We start from the raw sequence: 23,013 nt of genomic DNA, 5'->3' as shown, positions 1-23,013 counted from the left end.
GCCATGGTGGGCGGCGGTCAGCTGGCGCGGATGACTCATCAGGCCGCGATCGCGCTAGGGCAGCGGCTGCGAGTGCTGGCCGCGGCGGCCGACGAGCCGGCCGCCCAGGTCACCCCGGACGTGGTGATCGGATCGCACACCGACCTCGATGACCTGCGCCGGGCGGCCGCCGGCGCCACCGTGCTTACCTTCGACCACGAGCACGTCCCGGGAGAGCTGCTGGACCAGCTGATCGCCGAGGGCGTCAACGTCGCGCCTCCGCCGGCGGCGTTGCTGCACGCCCAGGACAAGCTGGTGATGCGTCGCAAGCTGGCGGAGTTGGGCGCGCCGGTGCCGCGGTTCGCCGCGATCGAGACGCCTGAGGATCTGGACGACTTCGCCGCCCTCACCGGCGGCCCGATGGTGGTGAAGGCGGCCCGCGGCGGCTACGACGGGCGCGGGGTGTCCATCGTTGACGATGTGCCCCAGGCCCGGGCGGTCGTCACCGATTATCTGGCCGCCGGCGTGCCGGTGTTGGCCGAAGAGCGGGTCGCGATGCGCCGGGAACTCTCGGCGCTGGTGGCCCGGTCACCGTTCGGCCAGGGCGCGGCATGGCCGGTGGTCGAGACCGTCCAGGAGAGCGGAATCTGTGTGACGGTGATCGCGCCCGCCCCCGATCTGTCGGACGAATCAGCTGCTGCTGCACAACAATTGGCGCTGCGATTGGCCGACGAGCTAGGTGTGGTCGGGGTGCTGGCGGTCGAACTTTTCGAAACCGTCGACGGCCAGTTGCTGGTCAACGAGCTGGCGATGCGACCGCACAACTCGGGGCACTGGACCATGGACGGTGCCGCCACCAGCCAGTTCGAACAGCATCTACGCGCGGTGCTGGACTATCCGCTCGGCGCCACCACGCCGGTGGCGGCCGTAACCGTCATGGCCAATGTCCTGGGCGCCCCGCAAACCCCGACGATGACGATGGACGAGCGACTGCACCACCTGTTCGCGCGCTATCCCGATGCCCGAGTCCACCTCTACGGCAAGGACGAACGACCCGGCCGCAAGATCGGCCACATCAACCTCCTCGGTGAGGACGCCAAGGACTCGGCGAACCTGCGCGAGCGGGCCGAAAGCGCGGCACACTGGTTGTCGCACGGGGAATGGAGCGATGGATGGGATCCGCATGAGTGAGCACAAGCCTGGTCCCCGGGTCGGCGTCATCATGGGCAGCGACAGCGACTGGTCGGTGATGGAAGACGCGGCCGTGGCGCTGGCCGAGTTCGAGATCCCGTTCGAGGTCGGAGTGGTCTCGGCGCACCGCACTCCGCAGCGGATGTTTGACTACGCCCGCGACGCCGCCGGCCGCGGCATCGAGGTGATCATCGCCGGGGCGGGGGGTGCGGCGCACCTGCCCGGAATGGTGGCATCGGCCACACCGCTGCCGGTGATCGGGGTGCCGGTTCCGTTGGCCCGTCTGGACGGCATGGACTCTTTGCTGTCGATCGTGCAGATGCCGGCCGGTGTGCCGGTGGCCACAGTTTCTATCGGCGGCGCACGCAACGCGGGTTTGCTGGCGGTGCGTATTCTGGGCGCATCCGACGCCGCGTTACGGGCCCGCATGGCGGCTTTTCAAGACCAGCTGGCCCAGAGCGTGTTTGCGAAAGACGCCGCGTTGCAGGGTAGAGTTAGCGGCCATTAACTGAGGAGGCTGTGATGGCTGGGTGGGCCGGGAATCCGTCGTTCGATCTGTTCAAACTCCCCGAGGAGCACGACGAGTTGCGGGCGGCGATCCGCGCATTGGCGGAAAAGGAGATCGCTCCCTACGCCAAGGAAGTCGACGAGAAGGCCCGGTTCCCCGAAGAGGCCCTGGCCGCGCTGAACGCGTCGGGCTTCAATGCCGTCCACGTTCCCGAGGAGTACGGCGGGCAGGGTGCGGACTCGGTCGCGGCCTGCATCGTGATCGAAGAAGTGGCGCGCGTCGACGCATCTGCCTCGTTGATTCCCGCGGTGAACAAGCTGGGCACCATGGGTCTGATCCTGTCGGGATCCGACGAACTGAAGCAGCAGGTGCTGCCGGGTCTGGCGGCTGGTGAGGTGATGGCCTCCTACGCACTGTCGGAGCGTGAAGCCGGCAGTGACGCCGCAGCGATGCGTACTCGGGCCAAGGCCGACGGTGATGACTGGATCCTCAACGGCTCCAAGTGCTGGATCACCAATGGTGGAAAGTCCAGCTGGTACACCGTGATGGCAGTGACGGACCCCGACTTGGATGCCAATGGCATCTCGGCGTTCATGGTCCACATCGACGACGAGGGCTTCACCATCGGGCCCAAGGAGCACAAGCTCGGCATCAAGGGCTCACCCACGACCGAGCTGTACTTCGAGAACTGCCGCATCCCCGGCGACCGGATCATCGGTGAGCCCGGCACGGGGTTCAAGACCGCGCTGCGGACGTTGGATCACACGCGTCCGACCATCGGTGCTCAGGCGGTCGGCATCGCTCAGGGCGCTTTGGACGCAGCGATCGAATACACCAAGGACCGCAAGCAGTTCGGCAAGAACATCAGCACCTTCCAGGGTGTGCAGTTCATGTTGGCCGATATGGCGATGAAGCTCGAAGCTGCTCGGTTGATGGTGTATTCGGCGGCGGCGCGTGCCGAGCGTGGCGAGACCGGGTTGGGTTTCATCTCCGCAGCGTCGAAGTGTTTTGCCTCGGATGTGGCCATGGAGGTCACCACTGATGCGGTGCAGTTGTTCGGTGGGGCGGGCTACACCACGGATTTCCCGGTGGAGCGGATGATGCGTGACGCCAAGATCACCCAGATCTATGAGGGCACCAACCAGATCCAGCGCGTCGTCATGAGCCGACACCTCCTGCGCTGACCCCCAGGTGATGACAGACCGGATCGATATCGTCCGCGTGGCGCGGCATGCGTTCGTCGACACGGTCGACGGGCTCACGGACGCTGAATTCGATCACGGAACCACTCTGTGTACCCAATGGTCGCCGCGCGACGTGCTGGCCCACCTGATCGGTACCTCCGAGATCGGCAGATACCTGCGTGCACCGTGGCGGTTGCACAAGATCAACGCCGAAGTCGTCACGGCGGGACGTGGCCGCGACCGGGCCGAACTGATCGCCACCGCTCGGCGCTGGGCACAGGTACCCGATCGCGCGGTGGCCGGGCTCCTGCTGGGCGACTTGGCGATGCATCACCAGGACGTGCTGCGCGGACTGGGGCGTAGCCGAGAAATCCCGCCGGTTGAAGAGGCCGCGATCCTGGCCGAGGGAGTGAGCCTGACGGTGCAGAAGCTGCAGCCGACCCTGCTCCGGTATCGGGTCGAACCCACCAACGGGGTCGGCCGGCCCCGCGGCCGGGGCACCGTCGTCCGTGGCACCGCAGAAGCGCTGGGCCTGTGGCTCGGCGGCCGCAACATATCCGATGTCGAGATCGGCTGAAGCCGTTCGCGCGCATCGGTGAACGCACGAATGCGACAGCCCTAAGATTGGCAATCGGCGCTGTCCGCCCCACCTAGGAGAGGCTTAATGCCAGGACTTCTTCCCGACGTCGACCCCGACGGATTGCTGGAGTACTCCGTCGTCTACACCGACCGGGCCATCAACCACATGTCCGCGCGCTTCCAGGACGTCATGAACGACGTCTCGGCGATGCTGCGCGAGGTGTACCACGCCGACGCGGCGGTCGTCGTCCCCGGCAACGGCACGTGCGGCATGGAAGCGGTCGCACGCCAGTTCGCCAACGACGCCGACGTGCTCGTCGTCCGCAACGGGTTCTTCAGCTACCGGTGGAGTCAGATCCTTGCGACCGGCCGCATCACCGACCGCGTCACCGTCCTCAAGGCCCGCCAGACGGGAGACGGCGACCAGGCGCCCTTCGCTCCCGCGCCCATCGACGAGGTCGAGGAGGCGATCGCGCGGATCCGGCCGGCGGTGGTGTGCGTTCCGCACGTGGAAACCGCCAGCGGAATCCTGCTGCCTGATGACTACCTGACGCGCATCGGCACGGCGACGGCTGCGGTCGGCGGCCTGTTCGTCCTGGACTGCATCGCCTCCGGCGTGGTCTGGGCGGACATGGCGGCCCTCGGGGTCGACGTACTGGTGACCGCGCCACAGAAGGACTGGAGTGCCGAGCCGGGCTGCGCCATGGTCGGCCTGTCCAACCACGCCCTGGAGGTCATGGAGCGCACCCAGAGCACCAGCTTCGCGCTGGACCTGAAGAAGTGGCGCGAGATCATGGTGGCCTACGAGAACGGTGGCCACGCCTACCACGCGACCATGCCGACCGGCGTGATCAGCAGCCTTCGCGATGCCATGGCCGAGACCCGCGACCGCGGCTTCGATGCCGTGCGCGAGCAGCAGTTCACCCTGGGGCGCAAGGTGCGTGCGCTGCTGGCCGAACGCGGCTTCCCCAGCGTGGCCGCACCCGGCTTCGAAGCGCCCGGCGTGGTGGTCAGCTACACCACCGACCCCGACATCCGCACCGGGCGAAAGTTTCTGGCCCAGGGCCTGCAGACCGCAGCGGGAGTGCCGTTGCAATGCGATGAGCCGGCGACGTTCAGCACCTTCCGAATTGGGCTGTTCGGCCTGGACAAGTTGGCCGACATCGAGGGAACGGTGGCGCGACTGAGCTCCGCGATCGACCGGATCGCCTCGGCCTGATCCGATGCCAGAAGGTCACGCCGGCACGTCGAGCATCTATCTCGCCGCCGCCGAGGGCGGCTCCGGCAAGTCCGTGCTCGCGCTGGGCCTGCTGCACCTTCTGGCCGCCTCATCGACCCGCGTCGGCGTTTTCCGGCCGGTCGTACGATCGCTGGACGAGCCCGACGGGCAACTCGAACTGCTGCTCGCCCATGCCACCGCCACTATCGACGACCACAGTGCCTGCCGTGGCGTGACCTACCAACAGGTCTTCGCCGACCGCGAGGCGGCACTGGGCGAGATCGTCGCGCGATTCCACGAAGTCGCCCGGCACTGCGACACCGTGCTGGTGGTCGGCAGCGACTACACCGACGTCGTCAACCCGAGCGAGTTGAGCTTCAACGCCCGCGTCGCGGTGAACCTGGGGGCGCCACTGGTGCTGGCGATCAACGGCCACAACCGCGACGCGCAGGCCATCGCCGACATCACCGAGCGCTGCCTGACCGAAGTGGCTGCGGTACACGCCCATCCGGCGGCGGTGATCGCCAACCGTTGCGACCCGGACCGGCTGGCCGAAGTCACCCAGGCGATCTCGGTGCGCTTGGCCGGCGCGGACATTCCGGCGTTCGCGGTTCCGGAGGTGGCGCTGCTGTCGGCGCCGACCATGGCCGAACTCTGCACCGCGCTGGAGGGCACCGTCTACAGCGGCGACCCGGAGTTGCTGCGCCGCGAAGCCCTCAGCGTCATGGTCGGTGGCATGACCGCCGAGAACATTCTCGATCGACTGTCCGAGGGGCAGGTTGTGATCGTGCCGGCCGACCGCTCCGACGTACTGCTTGCCTTGGTGAACGCCCATGAGGCACAGGGCTTCCCATCGCTGGCGGGAATCATCCTCAACGGGGGCCTGCTGCCGCACCCGGCCATCGACAAGTTGGTGAAGGGTCTGCGTCCCACGCTGCCGCTGATCGCCACCAGTCACCGCACCTACGACACCGCCGAAAAGGTGTCCCATACCGGCTCGCGGATCACCGTCGGTGCATTGCGCAAGGTCGACACGGCGCTTGCCCTGGTCGCCGAGCACATCGACGGCGCCGAGCTGGCGGAGCGGATCCGGGTGCCGGCGTCGACCGTGATCACCCCGCAGATGTTCGAGTACCGGCTGCTGGAACGGGCCCGAGCCGACCGTCGCCACATTGTGCTGCCGGAAGCAACCGACGACCGGATCCTGTTGGCAGCCGGACGGTTGCTGTCCCGCGGGATCGTCGACCTGACCCTGCTCGGCGTGGAAGGCGCGGTGCGTCGGCGCGGCGCCGAGCTGGGCGTGGACCTGGACGCCGCGCGGGTGATCGACCCCGAGACCAGTGACCTGCGGGACACCTTCGGCGCCGAATACGCCCGGCTGCGCGCGCACAAGGGCGTCACCGAGGACCGTGCCCGCGAGATCATGCGTGACATCTCTTATTTCAGCACCATGATGGTGCACTCCGGGATCGCCGACGGAATGGTGTCGGGTGCCGTGCACACCACCGCACACACCATCCGGCCGGCGTTCGAGATCATCCGCACCGCGCCTGGGGTGTCCACGGTGTCCAGTGTGTTCCTAATGTGCCTGTCCGACCGGGTGCTGGCCTACGGGGACTGCGCAGTGGTGCCCGATCCGACCGTCGAGCAACTCGCCGACATCGCGATCTCCTCGGCGGCCACCGCGGCCGCCTTCGGCATCGACCCCCGAGTCGCGCTGCTGTCCTATTCGACCGGTGAGTCCGGTTCCGGCGCCGGTGTGGACAAGGTCCGTGCCGCCACACAATTGGTGCACGAGCGTCGCCCCGATCTGCTCGCCGACGGTCCGATCCAATACGACGCCGCGGTCGATGCGGGAGTCGCCGCGGCCAAGATGCCGGACTCGCCGGTGGCGGGGCGGGCCACCGTGCTGGTCTTCCCCGACCTCAACACCGGCAACAACACCTACAAGGCGGTGCAGCGCAGTGCCGGTGCGATCGCAATCGGTCCGGTGCTGCAGGGACTGGCCAAGCCCGTCAACGACCTGTCCCGCGGCGCGCTGGTCGACGACATCGTCTACACCGTGGCGATCACTGCGATCCAGGCGCAGGGAGTGACTCCGTGACCAAAACCGCGTCCGGTCTGGTGCTGGTGCTCAACTCCGGCTCGTCATCGATTAAATACCAATTGGTCGACCCAGTGGCCGGGACCGCGCTGCTGTCCGGCCTGGTGGAGCAGATCGGTGAGGCCGACAGCCCGGTGGCAGACCACGCCGCCGGTCTGCGGCTGATCCATCGGCAGCTCGTCGACTCCGCCATTGACCTGGCCACCGTGCGCGCCGTCGGTCACCGGGTGGTGCACGGGGGCAACCTGTTCTACGCGCCCACCCTGATCACCGATGCGGTGGTGGCCGAGGTGGCCCGGCTGTCCGAGCTCGCGCCGCTGCACAACCCAGCCAACGTGATTGGGATCGAAGTGGCCCGCAAAGACTTTCCCGACGTCCCACACGTGGCGGTGTTCGACACCGGGTTCTTCCACTTTCTGCCGGCGGCAGCCGCCAACTACGCGATCGACCACGACGTCGCAACCCGATACGGCATCCGCCGCTACGGATTTCACGGCACCTCACACGAATACGTCTCCGGTGAAGTCGCAACCGTCCTGGGCCGTGATCCCGGCGAGCTGAACATCATCGTGCTGCACCTGGGCAACGGGGCTTCGGCCTCGGCAGTGCAAGGCGGGGTGGCCGTAGAGACATCGATGGGTCTCACCCCGCTGGAAGGCCTGGTGATGGGCACCCGCAGCGGCGACATCGACCCGGGCGTGCTGTTCCACCTCAACCGCACCGCTCAGATGGGCGTCGATGAGCTCGACGACCTGCTGAACCGCCGCTCCGGGCTCAAAGGGCTGTCCGGGGTCAACGACTTTCGTGAGCTGCTGGAACAGCGGGAGGCCGGCGGCGCGCTGGGAGAGGCCGCCGGGCTGGCCTACGACGTCTACATTCACCGGCTGCGCAAGTACGTCGGCGCCTACTTGGCCGTGCTGGGTCGAGTCGACGCCATCGCCTTCACGGCCGGGGTAGGGGAGAACGCACCCAGCGTGCGCGAGGACTCGCTGGCGGGTTTGGACGGGCTGGGCATCGTCGTCGACCCTGAACGCAACCGCGCCGGCACGGGTGCCCGAATCATCTCCGCCGACGGATCGCGCACCACTGTCTTGGTGGTTCCCACCAATGAAGAATTGGCGATCGCGCGGGCCGCCTGGCAGTTCGTGTGAGCGCTGCCCGCGATTTGGGGGAGTATCGGTCGCACCGCATCCGGCCGTACCAGGCCCGCTCTCGGCGGATCGCGGTACAGTGTCGTCCTGTGAAATTCGGCCGATCGACCGTGCTGGCGGCCCTGCTGGCTGTTGGCGCACTGACGGTTTCGGCCTGCGGCGGCGGCTCCGATCAATTGGTGTCCGGCGAGGACCCGGCGGCCGGCGTGGACTGCGGGGGCAAGCGGGAACTGCATGCCGGCGGCTCTACCGCCCAGGCCAACGCGATCGAGCAGTTCGCCTACGCCTTCTCCCGGGCCTGTCCCGGGCAGGCGCTGGTCTACAACGCCAACGGCTCCGCCACCGGAGTCGATGACTTCATCGCCAACGAGATCGACCTGGCAGGCTCCGAGGTGGCTATGGACCCCGCCAAGACGCAACCGGAACGGGCTGCGGAGCGATGCGGCTCCCCGGCCTGGGACCTGCCGCTGGTGTTCGGCCCGATCGCCGTCACCTATCACATCAACGGGGTGAACAGCCTCAGCCTGGACGGGCCCACCCTGGCGAAAATCTTCAACGGCAGCATCGGCAGCTGGGACAACCCCGCGATCAAGGCGCTCAACGCGGGTGTCGCACTGCCCGCGCTGCCCATCCATGTGGTGTACCGCAGCGACCGGTCGCCGAGCACCGCCAGTTTCCAGAAGTACCTCGACGTCGCCTCCGACGGAGCCTGGTACGCCGGCGGCGGCGACACCTTCAACGGCGGCGTCGGCGAAGGCGCCACCGGCAACAACGGCGCCGCGGCGGCGCTACAGACCACCGACGGATCCATCACCTACAACGAATGGTCGTTGGCGGTAGGCAAGCAGCTGCCCATGGCCCAGATCATCACCGCGCCCGGCTCGGCACCAGTGGCGATCTCCGCCGAATCGGTCGGCAAGACGATCGCTGGGGCGAGATTCGTGTCCGACGCCAACCCCGACAACGACCTGGTGCTGGATACAGCGTCCCTCTACCGGCCGGTCGAACACGGCGCCTACCCGATCGTGGCGGCGACCTACCAGCTGGTCTGCTCGAAATACCCCGACGTCGCCACGGGCACGGCCGTCAAGGCGTTCCTGCAGGCTGCGATCGGTCCAGGCCAGGACGGGCTGGACCAGTACGGCTTCATTCCACTGCCGCCGTCCTTCAAAACCAGGCTCCAGACGGCGGTCAACGCGATCTCGTGACCATTTGCGGCGTCGGCGCCGGTTAGTCTGGTAGCCAATCTTTCGCCGCAGTGCGCGGCACTGTGGTCGAAGGGAGCGTCGTCGGTGAACAATCCCGAGCCGGGTTCGCGGACCGGATCGCGATTCGGCCCCTATCAATTGGGGCGGGTGCTCGGCCACGGCGTCGTCGGTGAGGTCTACCGGGCCGAGGACACCCGCAACGACGAGACGGTGGCGCTCAAGCTGATCTCCGAGTCGCTCTCCGCTGACGAGGCGTTCCGCAGCCGACTGGAGGACGAGGCCGAAGCCGCCGGGCAGTTGACCGAGCCCCATGTGGTGCCGATCCGCGCCTACGGCGAGATCGACGAGGTGCTCTACCTCGAGACCGGCCTGATCGACGGCACCGACCTGGCCACCGCCTTGGCCGACGGAGGTCCCCTGAGCCCGCCGCGGGCGGTGGCCATCGTGCGGCAGGTGGCCGCGGCCCTGGACGCGGCCCACAACGTCTATGTCGTCCACCGCGACGTCAAACCCGACAACATCTTGCTCACCGAGGGCGACCTGGCTTATCTGATGGACTTCGGGGTGGCCGCGGCCATCGCCGAACCGGGCGTGCGGGCCAAGCCGGCGGTCGGCAGCCTCCGCTATATGGCGCCCGAGCGTCTGACCGGCGAGCAGGTCACACACCTCGCCGACATCTACTCGCTGGCGGCTGTGTTGGCCGAGGCGCTCAGCGGGGTGTGCCCGTTCTCCGCCGACACCCTCGACGAGGCGATCGAAGAACGTCGCACCGCCGAGCCTCCGCAACCGAGCAAGCTGCGCCCGGGCCGCGTTCCGGCGGCCATCGACGCGGTGCTGGCCCGTGGGCTGGCCCGCAAACCCGAGGAGCGTTACAGCAGCGCCGGTGAGCTTGCCGCCGCTGCCTACCAGGCGCTGACCGAGCCCGAACGCCACCAGGTCTCCCGGATCCTGCGGCGTGGCGAGCCCGCACTGCACTTGCCCGGCGGCCTGGAACCCGAGCCCCGATCCGAGGGCCGAGGTGGCGGCGCAGCGTCGGCCGGCGTGAGCCGAGCCGGATGGGCGCCGACCGGCCTCGGATTCGGTGCCGCCTTGGGCACCGGCCTGGGTGGCCCGCCCCCGGCGCCGTTCCCGATGTCACCCCTGCTGCGCAACGACCTGCAAACTCCGACCACGGTCATCCCCACCCCGTCTCGACGGTGGCGGCTGCCCCGCAAGCCGGTGCTGGTGGCGGCCGCGGCGGTTGTCGCGGTCACCGTCGTCGCCGGCATCGGGCACGTGGTGTCAGAGCCCTCATCGGCGACGCCGGTGGCGGCGCCCCCGCAGGACGTGCTGCCGTTCACCGACCTGGACTTCCGGCTCTCACCGGGTGGGGTGGCGCTCGACGGCGACGGCAACGTCTACGTCAGCAGTGAGGGCATCCACGGCCGGGTGGTGCGCCTGGCCGCCGACTCGGCCGCCTCGACCGTGGTGCCCTTCAGCGACCAGTACCAACCGCGCGGCGTGGCGGTCGACAGTATCGGCAACGTGTACTTCACCGATGTCAACAATCGGGTGGTCAAGCTCAGCGCGGACGCCCAGACTCACACGGTGCTGCCGTTCGCCGGCCTGGACGACCCCGACGGGGTGGCGGTGGATTCCGACGGCGGCAACGTCTATGTCGCCGACCGCGGCAACGACCTAGTGCTGCGCCTGGACACCGTCACCAACACTCAGACCACGGTGCCGTTCGTCGGCCTCAACAAGCCCGACGGGGTGGCAGTCGACTCCGCCGGCAATGTCTACGTCACCGACACCGCCAACAACCGGGTGCTCAAGCTGGTGGCCGCCTCCGGCGAACAGGTGGTGCTGCCCTTCGCGGGGATCGTCGCTCCGTGGGGTATCGCGGTGGACGAAGCCGGCGACGTCTACGTCACCGAGCACAACCGCAACAAGGTCGTGAAGCTGGCCTCCGGGGCCGCGATCCCGGTGGTGCTCCCGTTCACCGGACTCAACGCCCCGTTGGACGTCGCCGTGGACAAACGCGGCAATATCTACGTCGCCGACCGCGGCAACGACCGCGTCGTCAAGGTGGTCTCCAACAGCTGAGTGGCGACTGAGGCGCCGGCGCTGTGACGGCTGCCTCACCGAAACGCCAGGTAACATTTTTTGCGTGGACAGTAGCGTCGTGGGCCCCGCAGCGGGCATCGCCGATCCGGCGATCGACGCCCCAGGCACGGCCGTCGGGCACCACGACCACGACCACGATCACCCTGGGCATGTCCACGGTGTTTCCGTCGTTCGCGATGGGGGTTGGCACCGGGCAGCGACCTGGGCCCGCCGGCTTGCCTGGGTAAGCCTGGTCCTGGTCGGGTTCGAAGGCGTGGTGGGCCTGTGGCAGGGCCTGGCCGCCGGTTCGATCGCCCTGACCGGCTGGGCGCTGGGTGCGATTCCCGAGGCGCTGGCCGGGGCCGTGGTGATCTGGCGGTTCACTGGCGCCCGCACACTGTCCGAGACGGCGGAGCGACGCGCGCAGATCGGCGTGGCGGTCTCGTTCTGGATCAACGCCCCCTATATCGCCGCGGAATCGATACGCCACTTCGTCGGCGACCACCGCAGCGAAGGCAGCGCCATCGGCATCGCGGTCACCGCTGCGGCCGTGCTGGTGATGCCGATGCTGGGCCGGGCCCAGCGGCGGCTCGGCACGCGGCTCGGCTCGGCGGCGACAGTCGGTGAGGGAGTGCAGAACTATCTGTGTGCGATCCAGGCCGCCGCGGTGCTGGTCGGGCTGACTCTCACCACCCAGTGGTCGGGCGGTTGGTGGCTCGACCCGCTGATCGGTCTGGGGGTGGCCGCCGTTTCGGTGTGGCAGGGCGTCCGGTCCTGGCGCGGCGAGGGCTGTGGCTGTTAAAGGCTGCTAACGGGCTGTTGTGCCTACCGACGCAAAGTCCCGACTGCCCTGGAGCTGGTGGTGGTGCTCGACAGGAACAGTCGGGACGGGAGACAGATTACGGCACAGATGGCACGGACGCCATCGGCGTCGCCGCCTCGACGCCCAGCCGGTAGCGAATCAACCGCGAGCTGTTGGCGACGACGGCCACCGACGACGCGTTATGCAGGATCGCGGCGAGCACCGGTGACAGTGCTCCGCCGGCGCCGATCAACAGGCCGGCGGCGTTGACCGCGATCGACATGCCGTAGTTCTGCCGGATCACCTCAACGGCACGTCCGCCCAAGTCCCGGACGTCGAGCAGCCGGCGCAAATCGTCGTTGGCCAGGGCGACATCGGCGGTCTCCACCGCAACGTCGGTACCGGCCAGGCCCATGGCGATCCCGATATCCGCGGCGGCCAAGGCCGGTGCGTCATTGACGCCGTCACCGACCATGCCCACCACATAGCCTTCGTCCTGCAGGCTGCGGACCACCTGCAGCTTGTCCTCCGGCAGCACCTCGGCTCGCCATTCGTCGATGCCGAGTTCGGCCGCCACCGCTGCCGCGGTCTCCGGGTGATCGCCAGTGAGCATGACGATGCGTCGAACACCCTTGGCGCGCAACGCCTCAAGCACCTCTCGTGACTCTGGGCGTACCTCGTCACGCAGACTGATCAACCCGACCAGGGTGCCATCGACTGCCAGCAGCAGCGGGGTCTCGGCCTGCGCGCGCAGTTTGTTGACCCAGTCCGCCGCCTTCTTGGAGATGCGGACCTTCTCCGAGCGCAACAGGTTCGGGCTACCCAGCAGCAGGGTGCGGCCGTCGGCCCAGGTGCGGATGCCCAACCCCACCAGGACCTCGCACTCCTCGTGCGGCGGGATGCTGATGTGCCGTTCTTCGGTGGACCGAATCACCGCTTCGGCCAGCGGGTGACGCGAATGCAACTCCGAACTGGCGGCATAGGCGAGCACCTGTTCGGGCTGCCAATCCTTATGGATGGCAACGATATTGGTCACAACCGGGCGGCCCACCGTCAGCGTGCCGGTCTTGTCGAACACGACCGCGTCCACCCGACCGGCCTGCTCCAGATGTGAGCCGCCCTTGATCAGGATGCCGCGCCGGGCGCCGTTGCCGATCGCCGCGCTGATCGCGGTCGGCGTGGCCAGTCCCACCGCGCACGGGCAGGCGATTAAGAGCATCGTCATCGCGCGGCGGACATCGCCGGTGAGCACCAAGGTGATCGCCGACAGGATGAACGAGGCCGGCACGAAGCGCCGCGAGAAGTTCTCGCCGACCGTCTGAATCGGTGCGCGGTCGTGCTGGGCCTCCTCGACGCGGCTGATGATGCGGCCGATCACGGTCTGGTTTCCCACCGCGGTGGCCCGGACCACCACGCGGCCGCGCACCACCACCGAACCGGCATGCACTCGCGCCCCGGCGATCACGCTGACCGGCAGGGTCTCGCCGGTGATGGCCGATTGGTCCACGATGGCTTCGCCGTCGATGACCTGGCCGTCGACCGGGATCGCCACGTGGTCGTGGATGATCACTTCGTCGCCGATCTGCACCGTGTCGATGGGCACCTGAACCTCGGTACCGTCGGGCAACCGGACCCACGCGGTGTCCTGGTTGCCGCGCAACAGATCCGAGATGGCGCGGCGGGTGCGGCGCAGCGTCAGATCCTGCAGGTACTCACCGATATTGAGCAACCACAGCACGGTCAGCGCGACCACGTTCTCCCGAAGTACCAGGCTTGCCACGGTCGCGGCGGTCACCAGCGCGTCGGTGCCGGCCTTGCCGGAGCGGATCGAGCGCAGCGCGCCCCGGAGGAAGGGATAACCCATGAAGACCGTGGCGCCGGTCGCGACGAGCTGGCCGCTGGGTCCCAGCAGTGGTGGCCGGGCGAACACGTAGCGGCGCATCCCCAGCAGTGCCAGCGCCGCGCCGCCGATCACCATGCGCAGCACGTCGGTGTTGCTGACGTCGGCAGAGCGCGGCGTGCGGGCGGGGATCAGCTCGGCGGCGACGGTGGCCGCCGACGCGATCGCCGCGAGGATCTCTGCGGTGTCACTGCGTTTGGGGGAGTACCAGACCACGACCGAACCGGTCCGCGGATAGGCGTGCACCGTGCGTACGCCGTTGACGCGGCCGGCGGCCTCCTCGGCGGCCACCGCGCGTCGCGAGTCGCCCCGCACCCAGGACACCTGTACCCGCATCCGGCCGGCCGCGTCGGACACCACGGTCAGTTCACCGTCGGCGGCGGGCACGGTCGCTATGACGCCGCTGCTGTTCATCGCTGCGCTTCCCATCGTCGGCGCCGGGCGGGTCAGTGGTCGTGGTCGTGCTCGACGGCCGCTGCCGGCGGGGTGGCCTCCTCGCCGATGCGCTCGCGAGCCTCGGCAACCACGTCGGCCACCTTCAGTCGTGCCGACTCGGCGACCTCTTCGGCTCGCCGGGTTCCGCGCAGACTCCACTCGGTAGCCGTCACCGCCGCCTGGTGCAACGGAGCCTTCGCCAGTGCCCGGCGGGCCACCTCATAGGCGCTAACGCCGACCAGTCCGGTGAACACCGTCGACGCCGCTTTCACCAGCAATCCCTGCACTGCCATGAGTCATCTCCTCTTTCGTACGGCGGGTTCTTGCGGGCAAGCGTATCAGCATATAAGCATTTATGCATGTATCGCCGTATGGCGATTTCGGCGCGGTTGCGCCCGCTGAACGGGAAAAATCGCGCCGAAATCGCGTCAGGCCAGGTTTCGGGTGACCTTCTCGCTGGCCCGACGGCGCTCCTGCAGATCTGGATCGGGATTGGCGACCTGCACCAGTGACCCGCCCACGGCGAACACCGTCAGCATGTTCTCGATCAGCGCGGTCGGGTTGTTCCAGTCCTTGGCCGACCACACCCGATCCGCCGACGTCAAACCCAGTGCTGCCGCGCATTTCTCGCACGTCGCCAGCATGTCGTCGGCCGACGATCCCGCCAGGGCCGGGCCGGGGGCGCGTTCGGCGACGATCTGGTCACCGTGCACCCGTACCGCGGTCGCGTAGTCGGTGACGCCCACCGGCAGGTCGGGGGCTGGCCGCCCGAACGGGTCCAGGGACAGCACGGCCACTTCGCCGCCGGTGGCGGCCACCGCGGCATCGGCCTCGTCGAGCCGGTCGACTGTGCACAGCGCGACATCCGCATCGCCGTCCGGTGCGTCCAGCAGTACTTCGGCGCCGATCCACCACACCCCGAACAGCGCCGCCGCGGTCTGCCAGTGCGCCGGCAGCAATACCGCGATACGGCTGTCCGGGCCGGCGCCGAGTTCGTCGCGCAGTAGGTTGCCGCTCTTGGCTGCCCAGTTCGCCAGGGTCGCCGCCGACAGCTCGATACGTTCCCCGGTCGCGTCGTCGTAGTAGGTGATACGTGGCCCCACCGGGTCGGCGTGCATGATCGGATCAAGGATCGCCGAGCTGAGGTTGATCACCTCAGCGACGTTAGTTCACGCACTGGGGATCGTTGGAACCCGCGGTCAGAATCGGTGAAGCAACGGGGATTTGGGGTGCCTCGTCGTCGTAGCTGGAGATACCGGCCGCCTGTGCACTGCTGCCGCCGGAGCCCAAGCCCGATCCGGGCCCGGTGTAGTCGTTGGCCAGCACGACGCGCACCGAGCCGGTCGGGACCGACTCGTTGGACACCACCGGCAATCCGCCCAAGTCCCTGGCCACCGCCTGTGCGCCGGGGTCGTCGGCCGAGGCGGCCTGCACCTGGCTGGTAGGCACGTGCCCGGACTCGTTGTTGCCGACCGATCCGGTGCCGAATCCCTTAGCGTTGAGCACCCCGGAGACCGCGGCGGCCAGGCCGTTGATGTCGGTGTCGTTGAGCACACTGGCGGTGGTCTGCTCCGGGTTGTAGGCCAGCTGTTCGGTCTTGCCCTCGTCCTGGTCGTGCAGCAGTCCGGCCACCCAGTCGGCCACCTGGCCGGGGTCGACGCGTACCACGCTCTGCATACCGTCGTCGCTCCAGCCGGCTTCCTCTAGCACCGGGATGGTGGCGAACGCCACTTTGCCCGCGGCCAGGTCTTGGGACTTGGTGACGAAGTCGATCACGTCCCAGCCCGCCGACAGCACTACCGACCGCTGTACCGCGGCCTGCAGCCGCGACAGGGTGCCCGGACTGGACAGGGTCTTGCCGGAGATGACCTGGTGGGCCAGCGAGGCCATCACCGTCTGCTGGCGCCGGACCCGGTCCAGGTCGCCGTGCGGGAGTTCGTGGCGCTGCCGCACGAAGCTCAGTGCCTGGGCGCCGCCGAGTCGCTGCCAGCCGGCCGGGAAGTCCGCGCCGGAGAGCTCTTCGTATACCGGCTCCTTGAGGCAGACGTCGACGCCGCCGAGGGCATCGGTGATCAGCGCGAACCCGAGCAGTCCGATCTCGGCGTAGTGGTCGACGGTGACGCCGGTCAGATCGGCCACCGTCTTGATCAGCGCCTCGCGGCCCGCCTCGGTGCCGCGCGCCTGCGCCTGGATCGGGTCCATCCCGGATGCGACGAGCGCGTCGGCGGTCTCCAGCCGGGTGGCCCCGTACACGCCGTTGATCTTGGTCTTGTCCAGACCGGGCGCCGCCACGTAGGAGTCGCGGGGGATCGAGATGGCGGTGGCCGACTTCCCGTTGTTGGGGATCCGGACCAGGATGATCGTGTCGGTGTTGGTGGCCTCGTCGTCCCCAACGCGCAGCGCGGACAGCTCTTCGGGGGTGAGTGGGTTTCCGTGGGCGTCGGTGCGGCTGTCCATCCCGACCAGCAGGATGTCGACCGCGCCGTCGGATCCGCCGTTGCCCAACGCCAGCGACGAGACGTGGAAGATTCCGTCCTCGAACGATCGGACCTGGCTCCAGGCCACTCCGGTACCCAAGACGATGGCGACGGCTGCCACCGTGGCAATCACACGAACCACACGTTGCGCAGGCATCACTTCAGATTACTTGCGTAACTGCTGTATCGCCGGTAGCCGCGTGCGGCGTGCCAGACCGGCGGTTTAGCGAGCCTCGACGGAGGAGAGGTGAAGCTGGAACCGCCGCATGGACCCGGCGGTTTAGCGAGCTTCGACGGAGGAGAGGTGAAGCTGGAACCGCCGCATGGACCCGGCGGTTTAGCGAGCTTCGACGGAGGAGAGGTGAAGCTGGAACCGCCGCATAAGCTCGAGCCCATGCGGATTGTGATCACCGGCGCCGGCGGCCAAGTCGGCACTTTTCTGGCCTCCCGCGCCGCCGAGACGGGCCATGACGTGCTGGCACTGACCTCGGCGCAGTGCGACATCACCGATGCCGCCGCGGTGGACGCCATGGACTTGCGGGCCGGTGACGTGCTGATCAACGCTGCGGCCTACACCAACGTGGACGCCGCCGAGACCGACGCCGAGCGTGCCCATGCCGTCAACGCGACCGGACCGGGCCACCTGGCGGCCGCCTGCGCGCGGGCCGGGGCCCGGCTGATCCATATCTCCACTGATTACGTCTTCGACGGTGACTTCGGTGGCGCCTCGCCGCGCCCGTACGAGCCGGGCGATGCCACCCGGCCGCTGTCCATCTACGGCGCCACCAAACTGGCTGGTGAGAACGCCGTACTGGCGGCCTCGCCAGATGCCCTGGTGGTGCGCACCGCGTGGGTCTACACCGGCGCCGCCGGCGGCTCCGACTTCGCCGCGGTGATGCGCGAACGGGCCGCGGGCGATGGGGACGTGGAGGTGGTCGACGACCAGATCGGATCCCCGACCTATGTCGGCGATCTCGTCGATGCACTGCTGGCATTGGCCGCCGCACCGCCGAGTGCCCGGGTGTTGCACGCCGCCAACGCTGGTGCCGCGAGCCGCTACGAACAGGCCCGCGCGGTGTTCGCCGCCCTCGGCGCCGATCCGGACCGGGTGCACCCGGTCAGCAGTGCAGCGCATCCACGCCCGGCGGCCCGGCCCGGCTACTCCGCGTTGTCGGGCGCCGAGTCGGCGCGGGCCGGCCTGGCACCGCTGCGCCGGTGGAGCGATGCACTGTCCGCCGCTGTGGCCAGATAACCTCTACGCCGTGAGTGAGGCGCTACCGGTGGTGACGGTGACCTATTCGCCGGGTTGGCATCTGGACCGCTTCCTGGCATCGCTGTCGCTGGCGACCGATCGTCCGGTGCGGGTGGTGATGGCCGACAATGGATCCACCGACGGTTCGCCCGAGGAAGCCGCGCAGCGCTATCCCAACGTGCAGTTGCTGCATACCGGCGCCAATCTGGGCTACGGCGGAGCGGTCAATGCCGGGGTGGCCCTGTTGGACGCCGAGGGCGGCGAACGCAGCGAATTTCTCATCGTGGCCAACCCCGATGTGCAGTGGGGGCCGGGCAGCATCGAGGCCCTGCTGGATGCGGCGGCCCGCTGGCCGCGGGCGGCGACGCTCGGCCCGCTGATCCGGGAGCCGGACGGTTCGGTGTATCCCTCGGCGCGGCATCTGCCCAGCCTGATTCGCGGCGGCATGCACGCCGTGGTCGGCCCGGTGTGGCCCAACAATCCCTGGACTCGCGCCTACCGGCAGGAACGGCTGGAGCCCAGCGAGCGGGCGGTCGGGTGGCTGTCGGGGGCGTGCCTGCTGGTGCGCCGGGCCGCGTTCGACGCGATCGGCGGCTTCGATGAGCGCTACTTCCTCTATATGGAGGACGTCGACTTGGGGGACCGGCTGGCCAAGGCCGGGTGGCTCAATGTCTACGTGCCGTCGTCGGAGGTGTTGCACCAGAAGGGTCACGCCACCGGCAAGGACCCCGCGCGCAACCTGGCCGCGCACCACCGCAGCACCTACACCTACCTCGCCGACCGGCATGCCGGCTGGTGGCAGGCTCCGCTGCGCTGGAGCATGCGAGGCGCGCTGGCGGTGCGCTCACATTTGGCGGTGCGTAACGCCCGCCGCAAATTGACGAAGGGACACCCGTGACACTGAGCCAAGTCGACGCGGTGGTCCTCGTCGGCGGCAAGGGGACCCGGCTGCGGCCGCTGACCCTCTCGGCGCCCAAGCCGATGCTGCCGACGGCGGGTCTGCCCTTCCTGACTCACCTGCTGTCGCGGATCGCCGCGGCCGGCATCGAGCACGTCATCCTCAGCACGTCGTATAAGCCGGAGGTGTTCGCCGAGGAGTTCGGCGACGGTTCGGCGCTGGGCCTGCAGATCGATTATGTGACCGAGGAGGAGCCGCTGGGCACCGGCGGCGGTATCGCCAACGTCGCTCCTAAGCTGCGCCATGACACCGCGATGGTGTTCAACGGTGACGTGCTCTCCGGGGCAGATCTAACCGAACTGCACGCCTACCACCGCGAACAGGGTGCCGAGGCGACCCTGCACCTGGTCCGCGTCGGCGATCCCCGTGCCTTCGGCTGCGTGCCCACCGAGGACGGGCGGGTCACCGCATTCCTGGAGAAGACCGAGGACCCGCCGACCGACCAGATCAATGCCGGTTGCTACGTGCTGTCCCGCGACGTCATCGACCGCATCCCGCGCGGACGCCCGGTTTCGGTGGAGCGCGAGGTTTTTCCCGCGTTGCTGGCAGACGGTGTGAAGGTCTGCGGATACGTCGACACCAGCTACTGGCGCGACATGGGCACCCCGGAGGATTTTGTGCGGGGTTCGGCAGACCTGGTGCGCGGCATCGCGCCGTCGCCGGCGCTGGGCGGCCAGCGCGGCGAAGCGCTGGTGCACGACGGTGCCTCGGTGGCGCCGGGCACGGTTCTGATCGGCGGGACCGTGGTGGGCCGGGGCGCGGAGATCGGACCGGGCGCCCGCCTCGACGGCGCGGTGATCTTCGACGGGGTGAAAGTCGAGGCCGGCAGTGTGATTGAACGCTCGATCATCGGGTTCGGCGCCCGGATCGGGCCGCGCGCGCTGATCCGCGACGGAGTGATCGGCGACGGTGCCGACATCGGGGCTCGCTGCGAGCTGCTGCGCGGGGCTCGGGTGTGGCCCGGGGTGTCGATACCGGACTGTGGGATCCGCTACTCGTCGGACGTGTGAGCCGGTTTTCCGCTGACTCTGCGCTCAGGGCGCATCCTTCTCGAACTTTTCCGCCATAGACGCAGTGTCAACGCCTGGATCAGGCGGCCGCGACGGCCCGCGCCACCAGATGCGCCAGCGCGTCGTCGGCGTCCGGCGGCAGCGCGTCCACCGGCCACCAGCGCAGCGCCAGCGACTCGTCGCTGATCCCGATCTGTGCGTCCGCGGGCGCGTGCGCGACGAACTGCAGGTCCAGGTGCCGGGTCGGCACGCCCAGTGAGCACGTCACCGGGTGCACATGCACGGCCGCCAGCGCAGGATCCAGTCGCAGGTCGGTGATGCCGGATTCCTCGGTGGCCTCGCGCAGCGCGGCGGCGACGATGTCGGCGTCGGTGTTCTCGCAGTGCCCGCCGAGCTGCAGCCAGCGGCCCACCCGCGGGTGCAGCGTGAGCAGCGCGTGCTCGCCGGTGTGGTCGAGCACCAGGGTGGATGCGGTGATGTGGCCGGGAACGCATTCGCGCCGGCATGCGTCGGGGCGGGCAGCCAGAAACGCCAGCACCGCATGCCGCAGCGAGTCCTGTGCGGAATCAGGTGCGGCCCAAGCGCTTAGCGCCGCGACAGCGGAGTCGTGCAGACTCATCGCCGCACCAGCAGGTCGCCGACGTCGGCCGGTGCGCGGGGTTCGGGCGGCTCGGTCGGGTAGCCGATCGCGATGGCGCCCAAGGGCTCCCAGTCGGGCGGCAGATCCAGTTCGGTGCGGACCAGCTCGGGGGTGAAGATGGTCGAACCGATCCAGCAGCTGCCTACGCCGCGTACCGCCAGGGCCACCAACAGGCCCTGGACGGCGGCACCGACGGCGACCGTGAACATGGTGTGCTCGGCGGCGGTGCGGGTGGCGTCGGGGTAGTGGTGCGCACCATCGGGCACCATGATCGGGATCACGACTTCGGGTGCGTCATAAAGGATCTGGCCACGCGAGACGCGAGCCTCAATGGACTCGGGGGACTTGCCGTCGCCGGCCAGGTCGGACCGCCACTGCTGCGCCATGGCGTCGAGCAGCCGCGTGCGCACACTCGGGGTCTGCAGCCACACGAACCGGACCGGGCGGGTGTGATGCGGCGCCGGGGCAGTCAGGGCCTCGGCCATGGCGTCGGTGATCAGTTGTGCCGGAACGGGTTCCGCAGCGAAGCTGCGCACGGAGCGGCGCAGCAGTTGAGCCTGCCCGCGCCCCACCTCGATGGCCTCGGCGGTCCCCAGCCAGAACAGGTCCTCGGAGCCGGAACGCACCAGTGCGGCTGCGGTGGAACCGTTGTCGGGGCTGGCGACACCACGGACCACGGCCACCGGGACATTGGTGAGCTTGCCCTTGACCAGGTCGGCGGCCGCGGCGAGTTCGTCTGCGACGGCGACTTCGGTGACCACCAATTCGTTGCCGTGCCGGTCGACGGAGCCGGCGTAGCCGTTGAGCACGGTCAGGCCGCAGGCCCCTATCGCGACGTCGATCTGGCCGTTGCGCCAGGCGCGGCCCATGGTGTCGGTGATCAGCACCGCCACTGTGACGCCCAGACGCTCGGCCAGTCCGGCGCGCAACGCGGCGGCGCTGCCGTCGGGATCGACAGGCAACAGCGCGAGTTCGCACGCGCCGACGTTGGAGCCGTCCACACCGGCGGCGGCCTGCACCAGTCCGAGGCGATTCTCGGTGATCCAGGTGCGGCCCTTGCGAGCCAGTACGCGTACCGCCTCGGCCTCGACCAGTTGGCGGCGCAGCGCATCACGCGCCTCGGCGTCGTGCGGCGCCGGCACGATGCGGCCCTCGCACTTGGACACCACCTTGCTGGTGACGACCACGACGTCCCCGTCGGCCAGCCACGGTGCGGCTTGGGCCAGCGCGGCCGCCAGATCGTCGCCGGGCCGAAATTCGCCCAAGCCGGTCACCGGCAGGATCTCGACCTTGGCGGCGCTGCCGTGCTCGCCCTGCCCCTTTATGGCGACACCCCCGCTAGCTCCAGTCCGGTGCGGACCATTTCGGCGGTGGTCGCCGGATCGGTCATCAGCAGCGGGGCGGCGCGAACGGTCACGCCGGCGATGTCGGCGCCGTCGACCGACTCGCCCTCGTGCACCAGCCAGTAGTCCAGAATCCCGGTTCCGCTGCGGGCGCCGTAGTGCTCGCCGACGGCCCGGGAGGTGGAATCCAGGCCGATCACGCTCAGGCAGACATCGGCCATGCCGCGCAACGGCTTTCCAGCGATGATCGGGGAGTAGCCGACGATCGGTGCCGCAGTGGAGCGCAGTGCCGCGCGGACACCCGGAATGGCCAGGATGGCGCCGATGCTGACCACCGGATTGGAGGGGGCCAGCAGCACGATGTCGGCGCCGGTGATGGCGTCGACGACTTCGGGTGTGGCAGTGGCCTTCTCTGCGCCCACGAAGCCGAACCCGTGGGTGGGAACTTGGGCGCGGTAGCGCACCCACCACTCCTGGAAATGGATCGCGCGCTGGGTGTCGTCGGCCGGATCGGTGATGACGACGTGGGTTTCGCAGCTGTCGTTGGTGACCGGCAGCAGTCGCGCTCCGGGCTGCCAGCGCTCACACAGCGCGGAGGTCACCTCGGTCAGCGGATAGCCGGCGCGCAGCGACTGGGTGCGGACCAGGTGGGTGGCAAGGTCGCGGTCGCCGAGGCCGAACCAGTCCGGCTGCATGCCGTAGCGGGCCAACTCCTCCATGGCGTGCCAGGTTTCGTCGCGGTGACCCCAGCCGCGCTCGGCATCCACGCCGCCGCCCAGGGTGTACATGCAGGTGTCCAGATCGGGGCAGATGCGCACCCCGTGCATCCAGGCATCGTCGCCGACGTTGACGACCGCGGTCAGTTCGTGCGGGTCGGCCCCGTTGCCAGCTGGGGATTCGGCGAATTGGCCCAGACCCAGTAGTTTCTGGACGCCGAGCAGGAACCGGGCGCCGCCGACCCCCCCGACGAGAACGGTGACCTTCACAG

Annotated in this window: 20 protein-coding genes; 13 read left to right on the top strand and 7 right to left on the bottom strand. The window is 68.9% G+C overall.

What is annotated here, in order from left to right; genetic code table 11:
- Positions 1–3: 3 nt before the first annotated feature.
- From NM962_02480 to NM962_02435, 10 genes are all read left to right on the top strand, one after another.
- The gene (locus tag NM962_02480; protein ID UVO14520.1) at positions 4–1,170 is read left to right on the top strand and encodes a 5-(carboxyamino)imidazole ribonucleotide synthase; all 1,167 of its coding nucleotides are present in this window, start codon (positions 4–6) and stop codon (positions 1,168–1,170) included.
- Complete coding sequence (purE, locus tag NM962_02475) at positions 1,163–1,678, top strand: 5-(carboxyamino)imidazole ribonucleotide mutase (protein ID UVO13040.1); 516 nt, start codon at positions 1,163–1,165, stop codon at positions 1,676–1,678. Before NM962_02480 ends, purE begins: the two co-directional genes overlap by 8 nt.
- Positions 1,679–1,692: 14 nt before the next feature.
- A complete protein-coding gene (locus NM962_02470; GenBank protein UVO13039.1) occupies positions 1,693–2,862 on the top strand; it encodes an acyl-CoA dehydrogenase in 1,170 nt (389 codons plus the stop codon).
- 10 nt (positions 2,863–2,872) lie between these two features.
- Entirely contained in the window at positions 2,873–3,439 is a 567-nt protein-coding gene (locus tag NM962_02465) for a hypothetical protein (GenBank protein UVO13038.1), read from the top strand.
- Positions 3,440–3,526: 87 nt separating this feature from the next.
- Complete coding sequence (locus tag NM962_02460; GenBank protein ID UVO13037.1) at positions 3,527–4,660, top strand: aminotransferase class V-fold PLP-dependent enzyme; 1,134 nt, start codon at positions 3,527–3,529, stop codon at positions 4,658–4,660.
- Positions 4,661–4,664: 4 nt separating this feature from the next.
- On the top strand, positions 4,665–6,764 hold the full coding sequence (pta, locus tag NM962_02455) for a phosphate acetyltransferase (protein ID UVO13036.1): 2,100 nt from the start codon (positions 4,665–4,667) through the stop codon (positions 6,762–6,764).
- Positions 6,761–7,915 (top strand): acetate kinase, encoded by a 1,155-nt coding sequence (locus tag NM962_02450; protein ID UVO13035.1) that lies wholly within the window; start codon positions 6,761–6,763, stop codon positions 7,913–7,915. The genes pta and NM962_02450 overlap by 4 nt, the downstream gene beginning before the upstream one ends.
- A gap of 89 nt (positions 7,916–8,004) precedes the next feature.
- Complete coding sequence (pstS, locus tag NM962_02445) at positions 8,005–9,123, top strand: phosphate ABC transporter substrate-binding protein PstS (GenBank protein UVO13034.1); 1,119 nt, start codon at positions 8,005–8,007, stop codon at positions 9,121–9,123.
- Positions 9,124–9,207: 84 nt separating this feature from the next.
- Entirely contained in the window at positions 9,208–11,208 is a 2,001-nt protein-coding gene (locus tag NM962_02440; protein ID UVO13033.1) for a serine/threonine-protein kinase PknD, read from the top strand.
- Between the two features lie 250 nt (positions 11,209–11,458).
- A complete protein-coding gene (locus NM962_02435; protein ID UVO14519.1) occupies positions 11,459–12,010 on the top strand; it encodes a cation transporter in 552 nt (183 codons plus the stop codon).
- Between the two features lie 97 nt (positions 12,011–12,107).
- On the opposite strand, the gene ctpC is transcribed toward NM962_02435, so the two are convergent.
- The 4 genes from ctpC to NM962_02415 all read right to left on the bottom strand — a co-directional run bounded on the left by ctpC (position 12,108) and on the right by NM962_02415 (position 16,982).
- Positions 12,108–14,324: a manganese-exporting P-type ATPase CtpC gene (ctpC, locus tag NM962_02430; protein ID UVO13032.1), complete on the bottom strand. Its 2,217-nt coding sequence runs from the start codon at positions 14,322–14,324 to the stop codon at positions 12,108–12,110.
- A gap of 32 nt (positions 14,325–14,356) precedes the next feature.
- Entirely contained in the window at positions 14,357–14,638 is a 282-nt protein-coding gene (locus tag NM962_02425; GenBank protein UVO13031.1) for a DUF1490 family protein, read from the bottom strand.
- Positions 14,639–14,773: 135 nt separating this feature from the next.
- Positions 14,774–15,463: a TIGR03089 family protein gene (locus tag NM962_02420; protein UVO14518.1), complete on the bottom strand. Its 690-nt coding sequence runs from the start codon at positions 15,461–15,463 to the stop codon at positions 14,774–14,776.
- A gap of 46 nt (positions 15,464–15,509) precedes the next feature.
- Complete coding sequence (locus NM962_02415; GenBank protein ID UVO13030.1) at positions 15,510–16,982, bottom strand: LCP family protein; 1,473 nt, start codon at positions 16,980–16,982, stop codon at positions 15,510–15,512.
- A gap of 234 nt (positions 16,983–17,216) precedes the next feature.
- Here NM962_02415 and rfbD point away from each other — a divergent pair, with 234 nt between their 5' ends.
- Genes rfbD through NM962_02400 form a run of 3 tightly spaced genes read left to right on the top strand, consistent with a single transcriptional unit; the run spans position 17,217 to position 20,042 of the window.
- Positions 17,217–18,074 carry a dTDP-4-dehydrorhamnose reductase gene (gene rfbD / locus NM962_02410; protein ID UVO13029.1) on the top strand — a complete coding sequence of 286 codons (858 nt, stop codon included), beginning with the start codon at positions 17,217–17,219 and terminating at the stop codon, positions 18,072–18,074.
- A 28-nt stretch (positions 18,075–18,102) separates the two neighbouring features.
- Positions 18,103–18,972: a glycosyltransferase family 2 protein gene (locus NM962_02405; protein ID UVO14517.1), complete on the top strand. Its 870-nt coding sequence runs from the start codon at positions 18,103–18,105 to the stop codon at positions 18,970–18,972.
- Positions 18,969–20,042, top strand: coding sequence for an NDP-sugar synthase (locus tag NM962_02400; GenBank protein ID UVO13028.1), 1,074 nt, complete (start codon positions 18,969–18,971; stop codon positions 20,040–20,042). The genes NM962_02405 and NM962_02400 overlap by 4 nt, the downstream gene beginning before the upstream one ends.
- Before the next feature lie 79 nt (positions 20,043–20,121).
- Here NM962_02400 and NM962_02395 read toward each other — a convergent pair whose 3' ends face one another.
- From NM962_02395 to cofD, 3 genes are read right to left on the bottom strand one after another with little or no spacing between them, the layout of a single operon-like run.
- The gene (locus NM962_02395; GenBank protein ID UVO13027.1) at positions 20,122–20,661 is read right to left on the bottom strand and encodes an NUDIX domain-containing protein; all 540 of its coding nucleotides are present in this window, start codon (positions 20,659–20,661) and stop codon (positions 20,122–20,124) included.
- Positions 20,658–22,007 carry a coenzyme F420-0:L-glutamate ligase gene (locus NM962_02390; GenBank protein UVO14516.1) on the bottom strand — a complete coding sequence of 450 codons (1,350 nt, stop codon included), beginning with the start codon at positions 22,005–22,007 and terminating at the stop codon, positions 20,658–20,660. Before NM962_02390 ends, NM962_02395 begins: the two co-directional genes overlap by 4 nt.
- Complete coding sequence (gene cofD / locus NM962_02385; GenBank protein ID UVO13026.1) at positions 22,004–23,011, bottom strand: 2-phospho-L-lactate transferase; 1,008 nt, start codon at positions 23,009–23,011, stop codon at positions 22,004–22,006. Before cofD ends, NM962_02390 begins: the two co-directional genes overlap by 4 nt.
- Positions 23,012–23,013 lie beyond the last annotated feature (2 nt).

This window comes from Mycobacterium sp. SVM_VP21, from assembly GCA_024758765.1.
Lineage (GTDB): Bacteria > Actinomycetota > Actinomycetes > Mycobacteriales > Mycobacteriaceae > Mycobacterium > Mycobacterium heraklionense_C.
Note: the sequence above shows the minus strand (reverse complement) of the source record. Positions and strands in the feature narration are given on the sequence as shown.